The sequence below is a fragment of the Pseudomonas sp. 20-5 genome (assembly GCF_056782835.1).
On record NZ_CM165584.1, the window covers coordinates 4,844,229 to 4,859,803 of the forward strand.

A 15,575-nucleotide genomic window follows, 5' to 3' on the forward strand; every position below is an offset into this window, starting at 1 on the left:
GCTCGGCTCCCACGCGGGGAGCGCTGCCTATGATAGCCAGTGGCGGCGCCTCCGTGCGCCGTAATCGCGAGGAAGTTGCCGGGAAATCAGCAGGTTGCCGAGCGCAGACGGGCCGGGCGGCGCTGCCAGAACTCGGCCAGCAGGACCCCGGCCAGGGTCAGCGCGCCGCCGACCAGGTGATGGACGGTCAGGCGCTCGCCGAGCACCAGGGTGGCGATGCAGGCGGTGATGATCGGCAGCAGGTTGAAGAACAGCGCCATCCGGCTCGGCCCGAGACGGGCGACACCGTGCATCCAGGCCAGCGCGGCGACGATCGAGGCGAACAGCGCGGCGTACAGCACCAGCGGCAGGTTGGCGGCGTTCAGGCCGGTGCGCGGCGACAGCAGGTACAGCGGCAGCAGGGCGAGGATCGCCACCAGCACCTGCAGGTAGAGCAGTTGCATGGCCGGCAGCTTCAGGCTCCATTTTTTCAGCAGCACGCTGTACACCGCATAGGCCAGGGTGGCGACGATCATCATCGCGTCGCCGAGATTCACTCCATGCTCCAGCAAAGCGCCGAGATGGCCCTGGGAGATCACCAGCACCACGCCGGCCAGCGACACCAGCGCGCCGAGCAGCGCCCCGGCGTTCAGCCGGTGGGCCAGGATGCTGCTGGCCAGGCCCAGCGACATCAGGGGCATCAGCGACAGGATGATGCCCATGTTGGTGGCGCTGGTCAGCGCTGCCGCGTAGTAGGCCAGGCTCTGGTAGACGGCCATGCCGAGCAGGCCGAGGACCACGAACTTGCCGAGGTTGGCGAGGATGTAGCGGCGGTTGCGCAGCACCGGGCCGAGCATGAAGGGCGTCAGCGCCAGGCCGACCAGCAGCCAGCGGAAGAAACCGATCTCGGCGGGCTGGATGATCCCCACGGCGAGCTTGTTGACGACGGTGTTGCCGGCCCAGATGAACACGGCCAGCAGGGGAAACAGGTATTGCATGGGAGGTTCCGCACTATGAAAAAGGAATACGCGGCCATTCTGAGCCAGTCCGAATACAGACGTATAATGAATTCCAGACAAACCACCCGTAGGTTCGGACATGTCGACCACCACCTTGCTGCGCCTTCCCGATCTCCAGGGGCAGTCTTTCGACGTCTATTTCCGCTATGACGAGTTCGGCGCCGACACCCATTCGCCGCCGCACACCCACGCCTGGGGCCAGCTCAACTATGCAGCCCATGGCGTGATGCAGCTGGAGATCGACGGCCAGCGCTTCCTCTCACCTCCGCAATACGCGGTATGGATACCACCGGAGCGGGTGCACAGCTGCTACAACAGCCAGGCCATCGTCTACCGCTCGCTGTACCTCTCCGCCGAACTGTCACGACGCCTGCCGGCGACACCTTGCACCCTGGCGATCAGCGCGATCCTCAAGGCGATCCTCTCGGACTTCGCCGAGCGCGGGGTCAACCTGCCGACCTCGGCGCAGGACCTGCGCCTGGCCCGGGTCGTCATGGACCAGCTGGAATGCGCCCAGCCCCACGACGACTACCTGCCCTACGGCCGTACCCCGGCGCTGCGCGAGGTGCTCGACGCACTGCAGGCCGAGCCGGGCGACAACCGCTCGCTGGCGCAATGGGCGCAGCAGGTGCACAGCACCGAGCGAACCCTGGCCCGGCACTGCCAGCGCGAACTGGGCATGACCTTCGGCGAATGGCGCCAACGCCTGCGCTTCCTCGCGGCCATCGAGGCGCTGGAAGCCGGCAGGGGGATCCAGCAGATCGCCTTCGACCTCGGCTACAGCAGCCCCTCGGCGTTCATCTCGATGTTCCGCCGGCTGGCCGGCACCACACCGGAACAATACCGCCTGGCCAGCCGCACCCAGGACATGCCGATGCTGTAACCCGCCGTGCATGCGTTGCGGCTATGCTCGCAGCAGCCACCATCCGGAGTTCGCATGCCAACCGCCAGCCGCCATCCCGACACCGCCCTCGCGGTGTTCCTCGCCTTCCTCAAGCTGGGCTGCAGCGCCTTCGGCGGGCCCATCGCCCACCTCGGCTATTTCCGCGACGAGTTCGTCCGCCGCCGCGGCTGGCTGAGCGAAAGCAGCTACGCCGACCTGGTCGCCCTCTGCCAGTTCCTTCCCGGCCCCGCCAGCAGCCAGGTCGGCATGGCCCTCGGCCTGGCCCGCGCCGGCTATCCCGGCGCCCTCGCCGCCTGGCTCGGTTTCACCCTGCCCTCGGCGTTGCTGCTGGTGCTCTTCGCTCTCGGCCTGGGACGCTGGGGCGCGCTGTTGCCCGAGGGCGTGCTGCATGGCCTGAAGATCGCCGCGGTGGCGGTGGTGGCCCAGGCGGTCTGGGGCATGGGTCGCAGCCTGTGCCCGGATCGCCCGCGCCTGACGCTGATGGCGCTGTCCTGCGCGAGCGTGCTGGCCTGGCCCACTGCCTGGACCCAGGTCGCGGTGATCGCCGGTGCCGGCCTGGCCGGCCTCGCCCTGTTGAAAACGGAAGCAGTGGAAGGCCACGAGCGGCTGCCGATCGCCATCGGCTACCGCGGCGCGCTGCTGTTCCTCACCTTGTTCGCCGTGCTGCTGGTCTGCCTGCCGCTGGCCGCGCGCCTCTGGCCGGAACACTGGCTGCGCCTGCTCGACGCGTTCTACCGGGCTGGCTCGCTGGTATTCGGCGGTGGCCATGTGGTGCTGCCGCTGCTGCAGGCGGAAGTGGTACCCAAGGGCTGGGTCGACGGCGATACCTTCCTCGCCGGCTACGCGGCCGCCCAGGCGGTACCGGGCCCGCTCTTCACCTTCGCCGCGTTCCTCGGCGCAGCCTCGGGCCCGGCGCCGAACGGCTGGAGCGGCGCGCTGCTGTGCCTGCTGGCGATCTTCCTGCCATCGTTCCTGCTGGTCGCCGGTGCCTTGCCATTCTGGGAACGCCTGCGCCACGAACGCCGGGTACGGGCAACGCTGGCCGGGGTCAACGCGGCGGTGGTCGGCCTGCTGCTGGCGGCGCTGTACCAGCCGCTCTGGACCGAAGGCATCCTGCGCCCGGCCGACTTCGCCCTGCTGCTCTTCGCCCTGCTGGCCCTGCTCGCCTGGAAGACGCCGCCCTGGCAAGTGGTGCTCGCCTGCGCCGTGGCCGGCGGCCTGATCGCCACAGCCGGCTAGCCGTTCAAGGTCAGGCTCAGCCCCTGCGCCGCCGGCGCGGCCGCCTTGCCCGGCTCCGCGCCCTCCGGCCGGTAGCCGAGGCGCAGGCCGCCCCAGTGCTTGCTGTGGATGAAGATCGGCACCGAAAGATCGTGCATCAGCTCGCCGGTGTCACGGGTGTAGGTCTGTAGCAACAGCGGCTGCTGGTGGCTGCCGCAGCGAATCCCGGTGCGGTCGTTGAACAGGCGCTTGCTGCGGCTGCGCAACGCGTCCGTCTGCGGGTCGCCGCTGGGCGGATGGGCGAAGGCGCGATTGTGGGTGGGCACGTAGCCTTCGGGGGTACAGGCGATGGCGAATACCAAGTTGCGGTTGCGCTCCAGCAACTGCTCCTGGATGCCCGGCAGGACCTGGTCGGTGTAGCTGTCGAAGCGGGTCCGGTACTTGGTCGGCTGGGTATTGGGCAACGGCTGGTAGCTGCGGTCGAACAGGTCGTCGAGGTCGATGCGCCCGCTGCGCACGTCCTCCTCGAAGCGAGCGGCGATAGCCGCCGCGCCCTCCCGGGCGAGGTCGTAGACCGACTGGTGGTAGGCGTCCAGGCTGACCTCGGCGAGGCGCTCGCTGATCACCTCGGCCTGGTTCTCCAACTGGCTGGCAGCTTCGCCGAGGCGCAGGGTCTGTTCCTCGCTGGCGCTGAGGTCGCCGCGCACCTGCTCGACCGCGGCGAACAGGCTGGCGAGTTGGCTGCGGTTGATCTCGGCGCCCTGGGCGATCTCGGTAATCTGGCTTTCCACCCCGGCCGCCAGTTCGGCAATGCCTTCCAGTTGCCGACCGGTCAGCTCGACCTGGCCGACCCCTTCCCCCAACTCTTCGGAAAGCTGGCGGATCTGCTCGACCACCTCGCTGGTCTGGCGCTGGATCTCGGCGACCATCTGGCCGACTTCCTCGGTGGCCTCGGCGGTACGTCCGGCCAGGCCGCGCACCTCTTCGGCAACCACCGCGAAGCCGCGCCCATGCTCGCCGGCGCGGGCCGCCTCGATGGCCGCGTTGAGGGCCAGCAGGTTGGTCTGGCTGGCGATGCCCTGGATCACCAGGGTGACCCGCTGGATGTCCTCGCTGCGCTGGTTCAGCGCCTCGATCGCCTCGCGGCTGGCGCCCATCCGCTCGCTGAGCCGATGCATGCGCTCGATGGTCGAGGCCAGCAGCACCTGGCCTTCGTCGCTGCCGGCGCGCGCCCGGGTGGCGGCGTCCATGGCCTGGCGCGCCAGATTGGAGGTGGCGCGCTCGGTGTGGATCATCACTTCGGCGCTGCCGACGATCTGTTCGGCGGCGTCGAGCTGGGATTGCAGCTTCTCCGCCAGGCGCTTCACCGAGAACGCCACGCCGGCGGCCGACAAGGCGTTCTGGCTGGTGTTATGGGACAGGTCGCGAGCCAGCCGGGCGATGTCGGGCTCGCCGACGGTCGCCACCGCCGTGCGGTTGCCGGGAAGCAGCCAGGGCAACCAGAGCAGCGCCACGCCGAGCGGCAGGGCCAGGTACAGCGGCAGCCAGCCATGCCGGGCGCCGACCAGCAGGAGAACCAGGGCCAGGCTCTGCAACAGGCAGACGAAGAGGATGCGGGAACGAGCGGGCTGCATGAGTAAATCTCCGGCCTCCGGGGCGTTGCGTCATGACCCTGGGGTCGGACGGGCGACGGCGGGGCTTCTTTATTTGACTTGTAGTCCGGTTTGTAGCCCGCCCCCGGAAGCGCCGCCATCGTTCCTTAGTGGTATGGCCAATGGCTGGCATTCGACTAGCGCAGGCCGCGACGAAAGGCGGAGAACACCCCGGACGCGTCGGCCAGGCCTTGATCCATGGGGGCTTCGCCGCATTTCCAGGGGACGCTCGAAGAACTTCCGTCCTGCCGTCCGTCGGCCGACACCGTATGACAAGCCCGGAGCCCACGTTATAATTCCGCGCCCATTTACAGCCGGTAGCGGTCGACTAGACTCCCAACCGGCGCTGGCCGGACCCCGCTTCCGCCCAGCCTGGTCGCTATCGGGCCCGCTCTTTTTGGACTCAGGACCACCCGTGACGAAAGACGAATTGCGTGCCGCGCTGGCGCGCGAGGAACAGCGTTACAAGGACGTGTACGGCGGCGAAGTGACGCTTTATGCCGCCCAGCCGGAACCCGACCGCAAGCCCTGGCGCAAACGCCCAACCGTTCAGGAGCAGGCGTTCGACAGAGAACTGCAGAAGATCGAAGAAGAGCGTCTCAAGGCCGGGCAGGAAGCAGCGGACCCCATTCCATTTACCTCCAACCGACAGGAGAGCGACGGATAACGAAGCGTTTCAATCTGTTTCGTTTTTCCCGCAAAGCCCGATGCGACGGGGCGTTGCCCGCGACAATGGCAACCTTCCGGAGTTCCAGACGGATAAAAACGCATCTGGCATAATCGCCGCCCCGTCTCTGACCGGTTTCTCACATGTTCGATCTTTTCAGCGGGCTCGATGCCTGGGTGGGTATCAGCCTGGTGCTGGCCCTGGCCTTCGTCCTCACCTTCGAGTTCATCAACGGCTTCCACGACACTGCCAACGCGGTGGCCACCGTCATCTACACCAAAGCGATGTCCCCCTACCGGGCGGTGATGCTCTCCGGTGTGTTCAACTTCCTCGGCGTGCTGCTCGGCGGTGTCGGCGTGGCCTACGCCATCGTTCACCTGCTGCCGGTGGAGCTGCTGATCAACGTGAACACCGGCCATGGCCTGGCGATGGTCTTCTCCCTGCTCGCCGCCGCCATCGCCTGGAACCTCGGCACCTGGTACTTCGGCATCCCGGCCTCCAGCTCGCACACCCTGATCGGCTCGATCCTCGGCGTCGGCCTGGCCAATGCGCTGATCACCGACGTGCCGCTGGCCGAAGGGATCAACTGGCAGAAGGCGATCGACATCGGCCTGTCGCTGATCTTCTCGCCGCTGGCCGGCTTCATGGTCGCCGCGTTGGTCCTGCTCGGACTGAAGTGGTGGCGTCCGCTGTCGAAGATGCACAAGACCCCGGAAACCCGTCGCGAACTCGACGAGAAGAAGCACCCGCCGTTCTGGAACCGCCTGGTGCTGGTGCTTTCCGCCATGGCGGTAAGCTTCGTCCATGGCTCCAACGACGGCCAGAAGGGTATCGGCCTGATCATGCTGGTACTGATCGGCATCGTCCCGGCCAAGTTCGTCCTCGACCTGAACAGCACCACCTACCAGATCGAGCGCACCCGCGACGCCGCCCTGCACCTCAGTCAGTTCTACCAGCGCCACACCGATACCCTCGGCGACATGCTGGCCCTGGGCAAGAGCAATGGCAGCGAGATGCCGCAGTTCTACCGCTGCGATCCGAAACAGACCGAGCCGACCATCAACGCGCTGCTCCGCGACCTGCGCGGCGTGCCCAGCTACAACGACCTGGACGCCGACGAGCGCGTGCAGGTGCGTCGCTACCTGCTGTGCCTGGACGACACCGCGAAGAAGGTCGGCAAGCTGTCCGACCTGCCGGCGCGGGAGAAGGCCGACCTCGAGAAGCTACGCAAGGACCTGACCGCGACCACCGAATACGCGCCGTTCTGGGTCATCATCGCGGTGGCCCTGGCTCTCGGCATCGGCACCATGGTCGGCTGGAAGCGCGTAGTGCTCACCGTCGGCGAGAAGATCGGCAAGCAGGGCATGACCTACGCCCAGGGCATGAGCGCGCAGATCACCGCCGCCGCCGCCATCGGCATGGCCAACATCTACAGCCTGCCGGTGTCCACCACCCACGTGCTGTCCTCCGGCGTGGCCGGGACCATGGTGGCGAACAAGAGCGGCCTGCACGGCGGCACCGTGCGCAACATCCTGATGGCCTGGGTACTCACCCTGCCGACTTCGATGGCGCTGTCCGCCGGCCTGTTCTGGCTGGCCTCGCAATTCATCTGAGCCGCCTCGCCGGTTGAAAAAACGCCTGCTTGTCCGCAGGCGTTTTTTTGCCGCGCTCCCACCGACGTCATCCGCCCGCCTCGGCGGGCGCCGCCAGCGGCAAGCGAACCACGAACAACGCACCCTCCCCCTGGTTGGCCGCCGTCAGGCTACCGCCCATGTTGCGCACCAGATCGTGGCTGACCGAGAGACCCAGGCCGGTACCCTTGCCCTCCGCCTTGGTGGTGAAGAAGGGTTCGAATATCCGCTCCAGCAGGAGCGGTTCGATCCCACCGCCGTTGTCGTGCACGTGCAATTCGACCCAGCCCGGTTCGCGGCAAGCCACCTGCTCCAGGCGAACACGCCGGCTGGCCAGGCCGGGATTGCCAAGCAGGGCATCGCGGGCGTTGGCGAGCAGGTTGATGATCACCTGTTCCAACTGGTCCGCCTGCCCTCGTACCACCATCCGCTGCGTCGGCGCCGGGCACTCCACCTCGATGGCGTGCTGACGCAGCCCCTCGCCGAGCAGGCCCAGGGCGCCTTCGAAGGCGGCATAGGGGTCGAACGGCAGCGCCTCCAGCGCCGACTTGCGGCTGAACACGCCGAGGTGGCTGACCAGGCGGTCGACGCGCAGGACCTGGGCATCCATGCGCTCCAGTTTCTCGCCCAGGTAGTCGCCGTCGAGGCCGACGCTGTTCATCCGCTGGCGCATGTTGAACAGGGTCATGCGCAGCACGTGCAGCGGCTGCTTCACCTCGTGGGCGAGGCCGCTGACCATCTCCCCCAGGCTGGCCATCTTGGCGCCTTGCGCCAGTTGCTGCTGGGCCCGACGCACCGGCGTGTTGTCGCGTCCCACCGCCTGTACCTCGCACAATTCGCCCCGGGCGTCGAACAACGGTCGCTCGGCCCACACCAGCCAGAGAAAACGTTGCCCCGGCAGGTTGAAGCGCAGTTCCGGCACCTCGCTGGCGCCCTCCCGCGGCGAACCCAGCAGACGCGCGCGCAAGGCGCTGGCGTCTTCCGCCGCCAGCCACTCGTCGAGCCGGCGACCGACCAGGCGCTCCGGGCTGGTCGCGAGGCTATCGGCGAAGGTCCGGTTCACGTAGGTCAGCACCAGGTCGGCGGTATAGCGACAGATCAGCGCCGGCGAATCCTCCACCAGGACCCGGTAGCGTTCCTCGCTCTCGGCGATACGCTGTGCCGCCAGGTGCTGCTCGGTCACGTCCAGCCACAGGCCCACCGCCTCGCTGGGCAGGCCCTGGGCATCGCGCAGCAGCTTGGCTTCGTCGTAGAGCCAGTGCCAGTTGCCCTGGCCATCGGCGAGGCGATAGCGGGTCTTCACCCGGCCCTCGCGAAGCAGCTCGCGGCCGCGGGCGAAAAAGGCCTCCAGATCATCCGGATGCACCCGCTCGGCGAGCGCCTGCCAACTCTGTCCCTGCAGGTCGAGGCCGAGCAGGTTGCTCGCGCTTTCGCTGTAGAACTCCGGCACCAGGTGCCCCTGCTCGACCCGCTGGACATAGATCACCACCGGCGCACTGTCGATCAGGCTGCGCAACCGCGCGTGGGCCGCCTGTGCCCGTTCCTCCTGGCGCCGGCCTTCGCTGATGTCGAGCAGCACGCCGGACAGCCCCAGGGCACTGCCGCGTCCCAGCGGCCGGCCCTCGATGCGCAGCCAGCGGCGCTCGCCGCGGCTATCCGGCTGACGCAGGCAAAGGTCCTGGGCCAGCGCCTGGCCGCTGCGCAGGCTGGCACGCAGGCGCAGGCCGAGCTCGTCGGCGTCCGCCGGTTGCAGCAGGCCCTGCAGGTGTTCCAGCGGCACCCGACGATACTCGCCGGTCAACCCCAGGCTATCGTGCAAGGCCGGCGCCAGTTCGAAGAGTTCCTGCTCCGCCCAGTAACGCCACCAGCCGCCGCCGATCATCTCCTGCAACAGCCCCAGCTTGCGCGAACTGTCGTGCTGCTCGTGGAGTTCGCAGCGGTCCGCCACCTGGTTCGCCAGCAGTTCCGCGAGGTATTGCCAGTCCTGCGGCGCGGGCCCCTGGGCGAGCTGCTCCAGCGACATCGGCCGGACCAGCAACGCCCCCAGGCGGCCACCGCGCATCGCCGCCGGCACCAGGTAGAGCGCGTCCTCGCCGATCTGCCGGAGCAGCGTCGAGGCGCCTTCGCCACGGCGTAGCAAGCGCGCGCCCGCCCCTTCGCGCAGGTCGTCGTCGGCGAGTTGCAGGGTCGGTCGCAGCAAACTGTCGCTGCCAGGCCGCACATGACTGGCGAAGACCGTGCAGAAACCCTTGCCGTCGCCCAGCAGCAGGGCGATAGCCTGCATCTGGAACGCGCCGGAGAGCGATTCGAGAATCTCCTGGACCGCCTCCGCCAGGTGCCCGTGGGAGACATGGCGCAGACGCGAAAGGATCAGCTTGCCCAGGCTCAGGCTCTGCAACTGGTGCTGCTGGCTGTCGGACTGCCAGTTGAGGTCGGAGATGTCCATGCCCAGCAGCAGCGAGCGTCCCAGGCCGTCGAGCGGCTGCATCGGCTGGAAACGACAGGTCAATGGCGCGGCGGCATCGCTGCGCAGCGTCAGGTCGAGACGCTCGCCCCGGCGCAGGCCGGCCAGCGTCGGCGCACCGGGGGCGCGCCGCTCCAGATACTCGGCGAAAGGCCGCGGCTGTTCGCCAAGCCCATGGGCGCACTGCAGACGATACGCCTGCCGCCCGCCGACCCGGATCACGCGGTCCTGTTCGTCCATCTCGAAGCACAGGTCCCAACTCCTCAGCGAAGCGCTCCAGAGGGCGGGGCCTTCCTGCGAAAAGGGTTCCGGCCTCTCGGCCTCGGCGGACGACGAGCGGGAAAATTCGAACATGCGACCACCTCACAGCAACAGGTTGGCACTCGCCTTCAGCGTCTGCGGCAGGTTGGGAATCGCGCCGATGCCGGGGAAGCTCAGCACGGGGATGATCGCCTTGCCCGGATCGCCGTACGGGTACTGCACGCAGACCTCGATCCGCGACGTGGCGCTGACGTAGTCGGCGTACTGGCCATTACCGGCACAAGGCTGGAGGTTCGCTCGCCAGGCCGCCGGCATCCAGTCCAGGCGTGCGAGCAACTCGTCCCTGGCACGGGCTTCGGCGAGGCTCTCGTAGCCCGCATCGGAGGGATCGACAGCGATCGCCGCACGGGCCCCCACGGCAGCGGCATCGTTGAACGACTGCAGCATGAGCAAAGGAATGCTGTAGCTGATCAGGCCGTAGACCAGCGCGAAAAACAGCAGGAAGATCGCTGTGAATTCGATGGCGACGGCGCCGTGCTGGCGTCGCCGGAAAGCTTTTCCGAGCATGAGCTGACATCCCCGATCCGCATCCTTAATACTAGTCTTCATTCGCTCCGCCAACGTTACTGAAAAGGTATTAATCCAGATGTCGAAAAAAGGCTGAAGAACAGGATGGAGCAATTAGCACTGGCCTTGTGGGCAAGCGTTTGCGGATATCAGGACATCAAACGTTTGCGCGTCTCCAACTGGCTTATCCTGGGCGGTTTTCTTATTTCCTTTGTTTATTTATATGTGAAAGAGTCAAGCCTGACCGGCGCTACGGTTAATATGGCAATGACCGCACTTTTTATAGGCGTCTGCCTCAGCCTTCCCGGCTACCTTCTCGGCAGGCTCGGCGCCGCCGACGTCAAGTACCTGGCCGCGCTGGGGCTGGCCAGCGACCCACTTACGGTGCTCTATAGCCTGGCCTTCGGCTGCCTGCTCTGCATCGCGCTATTCATCCTCGTCAGATTATTCAAACGTTCGGTAGAAAAGTCCGCAATGAATGAAGAAGTTCGCCTTCGAAGGGCACCGTCAAAAAACAAGTCATTCCCTTTTATATTCGCCATGGGCGCCGGCCTTTTGGCACATCTGATTATCAATAAAATTATCTGAGCAAACTTGCGGAAAACCTCACTTAGCGACTATATGCTTATGGCTAATACCATTCGGTATGGCTGCATTCCAATGCACGTCCCCTGTTAAAAAACAAAATAAGCAAATGGAGCGTATGACCATGGACAAACCGGCCTCGCGGCATTTCAGCGTCTTGATCATCGATGATGAACCCCAGGTGACCTCGGAACTCCGCGAACTGCTGGAAAACAGTGGCTACCGTTGCGTAACCAGCACCCACCGGGAGTCGGCGATCGCCAGCTTCCAGGCCGACCCGAACATCGGCCTGGTCATCTGCGACCTCTACCTGGGCCAGGACAACGGTATCCGCCTGATCGAGAGCCTCAAGGAAGTCGCCGGCAACGGCAGGTTCTTCGAATCGATCATCCTCACCGGTCACGATGGCCGCCAGGAAGTGATCGAGGCCATGCGGGTCGGCGCCGCCGACTACTACCAGAAACCGGTGGCGCCGCAGGAACTGCTGCATGGCCTCGAACGCCTGGAGAGCCGCCTGCACGAGCGCGTCCGCAGCCAGTTGAGCCTGAGCCACGTCAACCAGCGCCTGGAATACCTCGCCGAATCGCTGAACTCGATCTACCGCGACATCCACAAGATCAAGTACGAGGTACACGGCAACAGCCAGCCGAGCGCCCTCAGGAGCGAAGACAGCCAGCCGTCCGCGCCGCCGGCGCCGGTCGCGGAAAGCCAGGTGTCCCCGAGCAATCCGCTGTTCGGCAAGCTGTCGCCCCGCCAGCAGGCGGTGGCGCGGCTGGTGAGCAAGGGCCTGACCAACTACCAGATAGCCTACGAGCTGGGCATCACCGAGAACACGGTGAAGCTGTACGTCTCCCAGGTGCTGCGCCTGATGCATATGCACAACCGCACACAGCTGGCGCTGGCCCTGTCGCCTGCGGCGATGCAGCAGGGCAGCGGAGCGGTGGTGCACTGACAGGCGCGATGGCCCGGCGGACCTGCTAGATCAGCAGTTCCGCCCTGCCGACATCGACCTTCAGAATCTCCGCGTCGATGTATCCAAGTTGTACCCCCAGCAAGGGCAGGACCAGATTCAGGATCGGCGTCAGCAGCCCATCGACCAGAGGTGCCACCACGGAATTCACGATGAGGTCGGTGAGCGCCGTCGAGCCGCACAGCAAAGGCAAGCACAGTCCGAGCACCACGGGATTGACGTTGATGCTGGTTTTCAGGGTACTGGCGAGAAAGCCGCTTTCCGGCAACCTGCGGCTCTGGACGAGATCGGAACCGTCGGCTTTCACGTTGAATCGCGTATCGCCCGAGCTGCCGGCGATCGAGGTATCGAGCTTGAGATCCAATCGCACCAAGCCGCCAAGCACCAGAATCGAGCCGACCTGATCGATGTTGGCCGGACTGCCGATCTTTATCGTCGCTCCGCTGCTTCTCCAGCCGAAGTCCAACGCGGTATCCGGGCGGGTACAGGCCATGCTTTTCAGCCAGACGGCTCCCGACGCGCCTTCGATGGCCAGTTGCAGTTTCGTGGTGGCGAGAATGGACAGGAACCCGGAATCGATGTCCGCCGTAAGTCGTACCTGGGACTGGCGCACCTCCGTGCGCCAGGCACCGCTCTCATCCTGCCCTGGCGGCCCGGAGACGATCCTCTTCGGCTCTACGACCGTGAGCCGTGCATTGGCCAATCCAGGGATACCCAGGTTCACGGCGACCGCGGAATTCTTGTTGGCGACCTGGGCAACCGCCATGATGAGATCCAGCGCATTGATCGCCGTATCCAGCTGCGACATGCTGTTCACCTCGCCGGCGCTCAGCCCCAGCAAGTCTCCCAGTTTCAACGTGGCCGACTTTACCCCCACCAATTGCGCTCTCAGGACCTCGACCGAGGCTACGCCGTTCTTCGCCAGGACGTTCACGCTGGCGGCGAGTACCTGCTGCAAGCCGACGTTGGTATTCAACAACTGTTCGATGGTCCCCAGGCTGGTATCGACCCCGATCAAGCCCATTCCATCCGCGCCGAGAATGTCCAGCACACTGAGCTTCGCGTCGGCGATACCGTTGTAGGCCGCCGCCGAGAGATCGATGTGGGTGCCCAGCAATCCGCTCAGGATGGGGTTGAGCAACGCCGATTGGCCACTGTTCACGCTCGCCAGCCCCGTGCCTGCGGAAATCGTGGCGTTCGGCAGGCGTCGCGCCACGGCCTCTGCGCGGAGATCGACGTTGGCATTGCCGCCGCCGAACAGTCCCCCGAGGTTGGCGACCAGGCTGCCGGGAACGCTCTTGGTCACCTCGACATGCACCGCCTCGTTGGCGGCAGCCGCGTTCGACGCGCTGGCTATGAAACTGCGCAGGCCGCCGGCACTCAGCACGCCGCCGACCTCCGCCGACAGGCTGGAGCCGGCGGCGTCCGCATCGAACCCGTTGAGCATCGCGCTGGCCTTGGCGAAAGACGTCGCCTGGGCAGAACTCTGGTCGCCGCACAAGGCTCCCTGGGAGGCACTCTCCAGCGCCGCCACGTCCGCCACTCGCTGCAGGTTGCGCTGCTCCAGGTAGAGCCGCCCGGTATCCACCACCAGCAACAGGCAGATCAAGGCCAGCAGCAGGGTGGTCGCCGCCAGGATGCCGATCGCCCCGCGCTGTCTTGCAGGCCATCCGTTCATGCCCTGCCCCTCCGCCAGGAACCGTCAGTTCTTGCTCTCGCCGAAGCCGCGATCTTCCAGCAGGTACTCGGGAATCTCGTGCTCATAGCTTTTCAGGTAGCGCTGGTAGGCACGCTGGCGCTCGGCGGCGGTCGCGCTTTGCCGAACCGGGCTGGCGGCCCGGCCGGTCGCCTGGATGGCCAGCCAGGCGCGGGTGGCGGTCTGCGGTTCGGCCGTCGCTGGCGCGGCAGGACGGACCGCCGGCGTGTCCGCGGCCCAGGCCGTGCCGGACAGGAGCAGCAAGACGCCGAACAGGATTCGCTCGTGCATGGTTCACCTCTCCGGCGCCGGCTCAGGGCGCCTCGTTGGCCATCGCGGTATGCATATTCGCCTCCGCCGGCAGTTCCGCCAGCGGGTCGTCGCTTGCCGGCGCCGCGCCGGGTGTCGGTACGGCACCCCAGCTGCGCGCCCGCGCCTCGGCCGCGCGGATGTCCCGGGCATCCAGCTGCAAACGCTCGATCAGGCGCTGCGCATCTTCCCGGTCGCCTTGCAGGTACAGCAGGCCGAGCAGGTTGGTCGCCGGCAGCTTGCCACCCTGCTGCAACTCCAGCGCAGTGATGAATTCGAAGCGCGCGCCGACACGGTCGCCGCGCTTGAGCAGGGCGACCCCCAGGTCGTTGCGGAAGCGGCTCTCGGTCGGCCGCAGGCGCGCCGCCTCGCGCAGCTCGAGGACCGCCCGGGCGCTGTCGCCATTGCGCAGGGCGAGCAGGCCGAGGCCGTGGTGCGCCTCGGCTGCCTTGCAGGTTTCCAGCAGGGCCTGGTACTCGGCCCTGGCCCGCGGGTCGCCGATCCGGCGCAGGATCAGCGCCCTTTCCTCGCGCACGTCGAGCAACCCCGGCGGCATGCTTTCCAGGTTGGCCAGGGCCGCATGCAGGCGGCCCTCGCGGATCATGTCGCGGACCATGTTCATCTGCAGTTCCTGCTCCTGGCCGAGCTGCTGCGAACACTCCCGTGGGCCGTCCCGCCCCGGCAGCGCGGCGCAACCGCCGAGCAGGGCGGCGCACAGGCCGATGCCGATCAGTGCTTTCATCCCAGTCCTCCCAAGGCCTTGGTGATCGCGATGACGCCCGGACCGGCGAGGACGATCAGCAGCGCCGGGAACAGCAGCACCATCATCACCAGGCTCATCTTCGCCGACAGCTTGCCGATGCGTTCCTGCAAGGTGGTCAGGCGCCGGTCTTCGAACAGTTGCTTGAGCGTCAGCAGGGTGCTGCGCGCACTGCCGCCCTGGCGCAACATCTGCCGTAGCACGCCGCAGCAGTCGTTCAGCGGGTCCACCTGCAGGCGCCGGGCAAGCGCCTCCAGCTCTTCCGCCAGGTCGATGCCGTTGTCGGCACGGGTCAGCGCCAGGTCCAGCTCGCGGGCCAGTTGCGGGGTGATCCCGCGGCCTTCCAGGCAGACCACGCGCAGCGTCTGCTCCACGGTCAGGCCGGCGTCGAAGAGGATGCGGATCAGTTGCACGAACAGGATCATCTCGTCGGCGATCAGCGCCCGGCGCGCCTTGGCGAAGTGCTTGAGCACCTGCTTGGGCAGGAGGAAACCGATGCCGGCGGCGAACAGCAGCGGCACCGCGTAGGACGCCTCGCTCTCGGCGCGCAGCAGCTTGACCAGCAAGACCAGGAGAACGAACAGCAGCGGCGTGAGGAACACCGAGATCAGGTACAGGGTCCGGTAGCGACTCTCGTGCCAGCCGGCCTGTTGCAGCAACTGGCGGGCCTCGCTGTCCATCAGTTGCAGGCGCCGCACCCAGAAGCTGTCGTCCATCCGCTCGGTCATGCCGGCCAGCCACCTGGTCGAGCCGCCAGGGTTGGCCAGCGCTCCCAGGCGCCTCTCGATCAGGCGCTGCTCGCGGCTGCCGTTGCGCGCCTGGAGCAACAGCAACAAGGCACCGCCGACCGCCATCAGGAGCGCCGCGAAAATCAGCCACTGTGCCTGCATGGC

The 15,575-nt window shown here is 66.7% G+C and carries 14 protein-coding genes; 6 read left to right on the forward strand and 8 right to left on the reverse strand.

What is annotated here, in order from left to right; genetic code table 11:
* Positions 1-86 precede the first annotated feature (86 nt).
* Positions 87-977, reverse strand: a complete 891-nt coding sequence (locus tag AC1RB9_RS22325) for a DMT family transporter (protein ID WP_003093799.1) — start codon at positions 975-977, stop codon at positions 87-89.
* Between the two features lie 100 nt (positions 978-1,077).
* On the opposite strand from AC1RB9_RS22325, the gene AC1RB9_RS22330 reads away from it, so the two are divergent.
* Together AC1RB9_RS22330 and chrA are read left to right on the forward strand one after the other, a co-directional pair.
* A complete protein-coding gene (locus AC1RB9_RS22330; protein ID WP_003123257.1) occupies positions 1,078-1,881 on the forward strand; it encodes an AraC family transcriptional regulator in 804 nt (267 codons plus the stop codon).
* A gap of 54 nt (positions 1,882-1,935) precedes the next feature.
* A complete protein-coding gene (gene chrA / locus AC1RB9_RS22335) occupies positions 1,936-3,141 on the forward strand; it encodes a chromate efflux transporter (protein WP_003455245.1) in 1,206 nt (401 codons plus the stop codon).
* Here the strand turns inward: chrA and AC1RB9_RS22340 are convergent.
* The gene (locus AC1RB9_RS22340) at positions 3,138-4,754 is read right to left on the reverse strand and encodes a methyl-accepting chemotaxis protein (RefSeq protein WP_003455247.1); all 1,617 of its coding nucleotides are present in this window, start codon (positions 4,752-4,754) and stop codon (positions 3,138-3,140) included. The genes chrA and AC1RB9_RS22340 overlap by 4 nt on opposite strands.
* 433 nt (positions 4,755-5,187) lie before the next feature.
* Here AC1RB9_RS22340 and AC1RB9_RS22345 point away from each other — a divergent pair, with 433 nt between their 5' ends.
* Together AC1RB9_RS22345 and AC1RB9_RS22350 are read left to right on the forward strand one after the other, a co-directional pair.
* Entirely contained in the window at positions 5,188-5,439 is a 252-nt protein-coding gene (locus tag AC1RB9_RS22345; protein ID WP_010793827.1) for a hypothetical protein, read from the forward strand.
* A 143-nt stretch (positions 5,440-5,582) separates the two neighbouring features.
* Positions 5,583-7,052, forward strand: a complete 1,470-nt coding sequence (locus AC1RB9_RS22350; protein ID WP_003093821.1) for an inorganic phosphate transporter — start codon at positions 5,583-5,585, stop codon at positions 7,050-7,052.
* Between the two features lie 67 nt (positions 7,053-7,119).
* Here the strand turns inward: AC1RB9_RS22350 and pprA are convergent, their stop codons facing one another.
* Together pprA and AC1RB9_RS22360 are read right to left on the reverse strand one after the other, a co-directional pair.
* Entirely contained in the window at positions 7,120-9,888 is a 2,769-nt protein-coding gene (pprA, locus tag AC1RB9_RS22355) for a two-component system sensor histidine kinase PprA (RefSeq protein ID WP_003123260.1), read from the reverse strand.
* A 9-nt stretch (positions 9,889-9,897) separates the two neighbouring features.
* A complete protein-coding gene (locus tag AC1RB9_RS22360; protein ID WP_016562302.1) occupies positions 9,898-10,404 on the reverse strand; it encodes a TadE/TadG family type IV pilus assembly protein in 507 nt (168 codons plus the stop codon).
* A 63-nt stretch (positions 10,405-10,467) separates the two neighbouring features.
* Here AC1RB9_RS22360 and fppA point away from each other — a divergent pair, with 63 nt between their 5' ends.
* Together fppA and pprB are read left to right on the forward strand one after the other, a co-directional pair.
* Positions 10,468-10,950, forward strand: coding sequence for a type 4b pilus Flp prepilin peptidase (gene fppA / locus AC1RB9_RS22365; RefSeq protein WP_003455261.1), 483 nt, complete (start codon positions 10,468-10,470; stop codon positions 10,948-10,950).
* Between the two features lie 121 nt (positions 10,951-11,071).
* Complete coding sequence (gene pprB, locus AC1RB9_RS22370; RefSeq protein WP_003114985.1) at positions 11,072-11,899, forward strand: two-component response regulator PprB; 828 nt, start codon at positions 11,072-11,074, stop codon at positions 11,897-11,899.
* A 25-nt stretch (positions 11,900-11,924) separates the two neighbouring features.
* On the opposite strand, the gene tadG is transcribed toward pprB, so the two are convergent.
* Genes tadG through tadC form a run of 4 tightly spaced genes read right to left on the reverse strand, consistent with a single transcriptional unit; the run spans position 11,925 to position 15,572 of the window.
* Positions 11,925-13,595 carry a type 4b pilus Flp biogenesis protein TadG gene (tadG, locus tag AC1RB9_RS22375; RefSeq protein WP_003455263.1) on the reverse strand — a complete coding sequence of 557 codons (1,671 nt, stop codon included), beginning with the start codon at positions 13,593-13,595 and terminating at the stop codon, positions 11,925-11,927.
* 24 nt (positions 13,596-13,619) lie between these two features.
* Complete coding sequence (locus tag AC1RB9_RS22380) at positions 13,620-13,904, reverse strand: DUF3613 domain-containing protein (RefSeq protein ID WP_003455265.1); 285 nt, start codon at positions 13,902-13,904, stop codon at positions 13,620-13,622.
* A 22-nt stretch (positions 13,905-13,926) separates the two neighbouring features.
* On the reverse strand, positions 13,927-14,664 hold the full coding sequence (tadD, locus tag AC1RB9_RS22385) for a type 4b pilus Flp biogenesis protein TadD (RefSeq protein WP_003455267.1): 738 nt from the start codon (positions 14,662-14,664) through the stop codon (positions 13,927-13,929).
* Positions 14,661-15,572 (reverse strand): type 4b pilus Flp biogenesis protein TadC, encoded by a 912-nt coding sequence (tadC, locus tag AC1RB9_RS22390; protein WP_003103955.1) that lies wholly within the window; start codon positions 15,570-15,572, stop codon positions 14,661-14,663. Before tadC ends, tadD begins: the two co-directional genes overlap by 4 nt.
* Positions 15,573-15,575 lie beyond the last annotated feature (3 nt).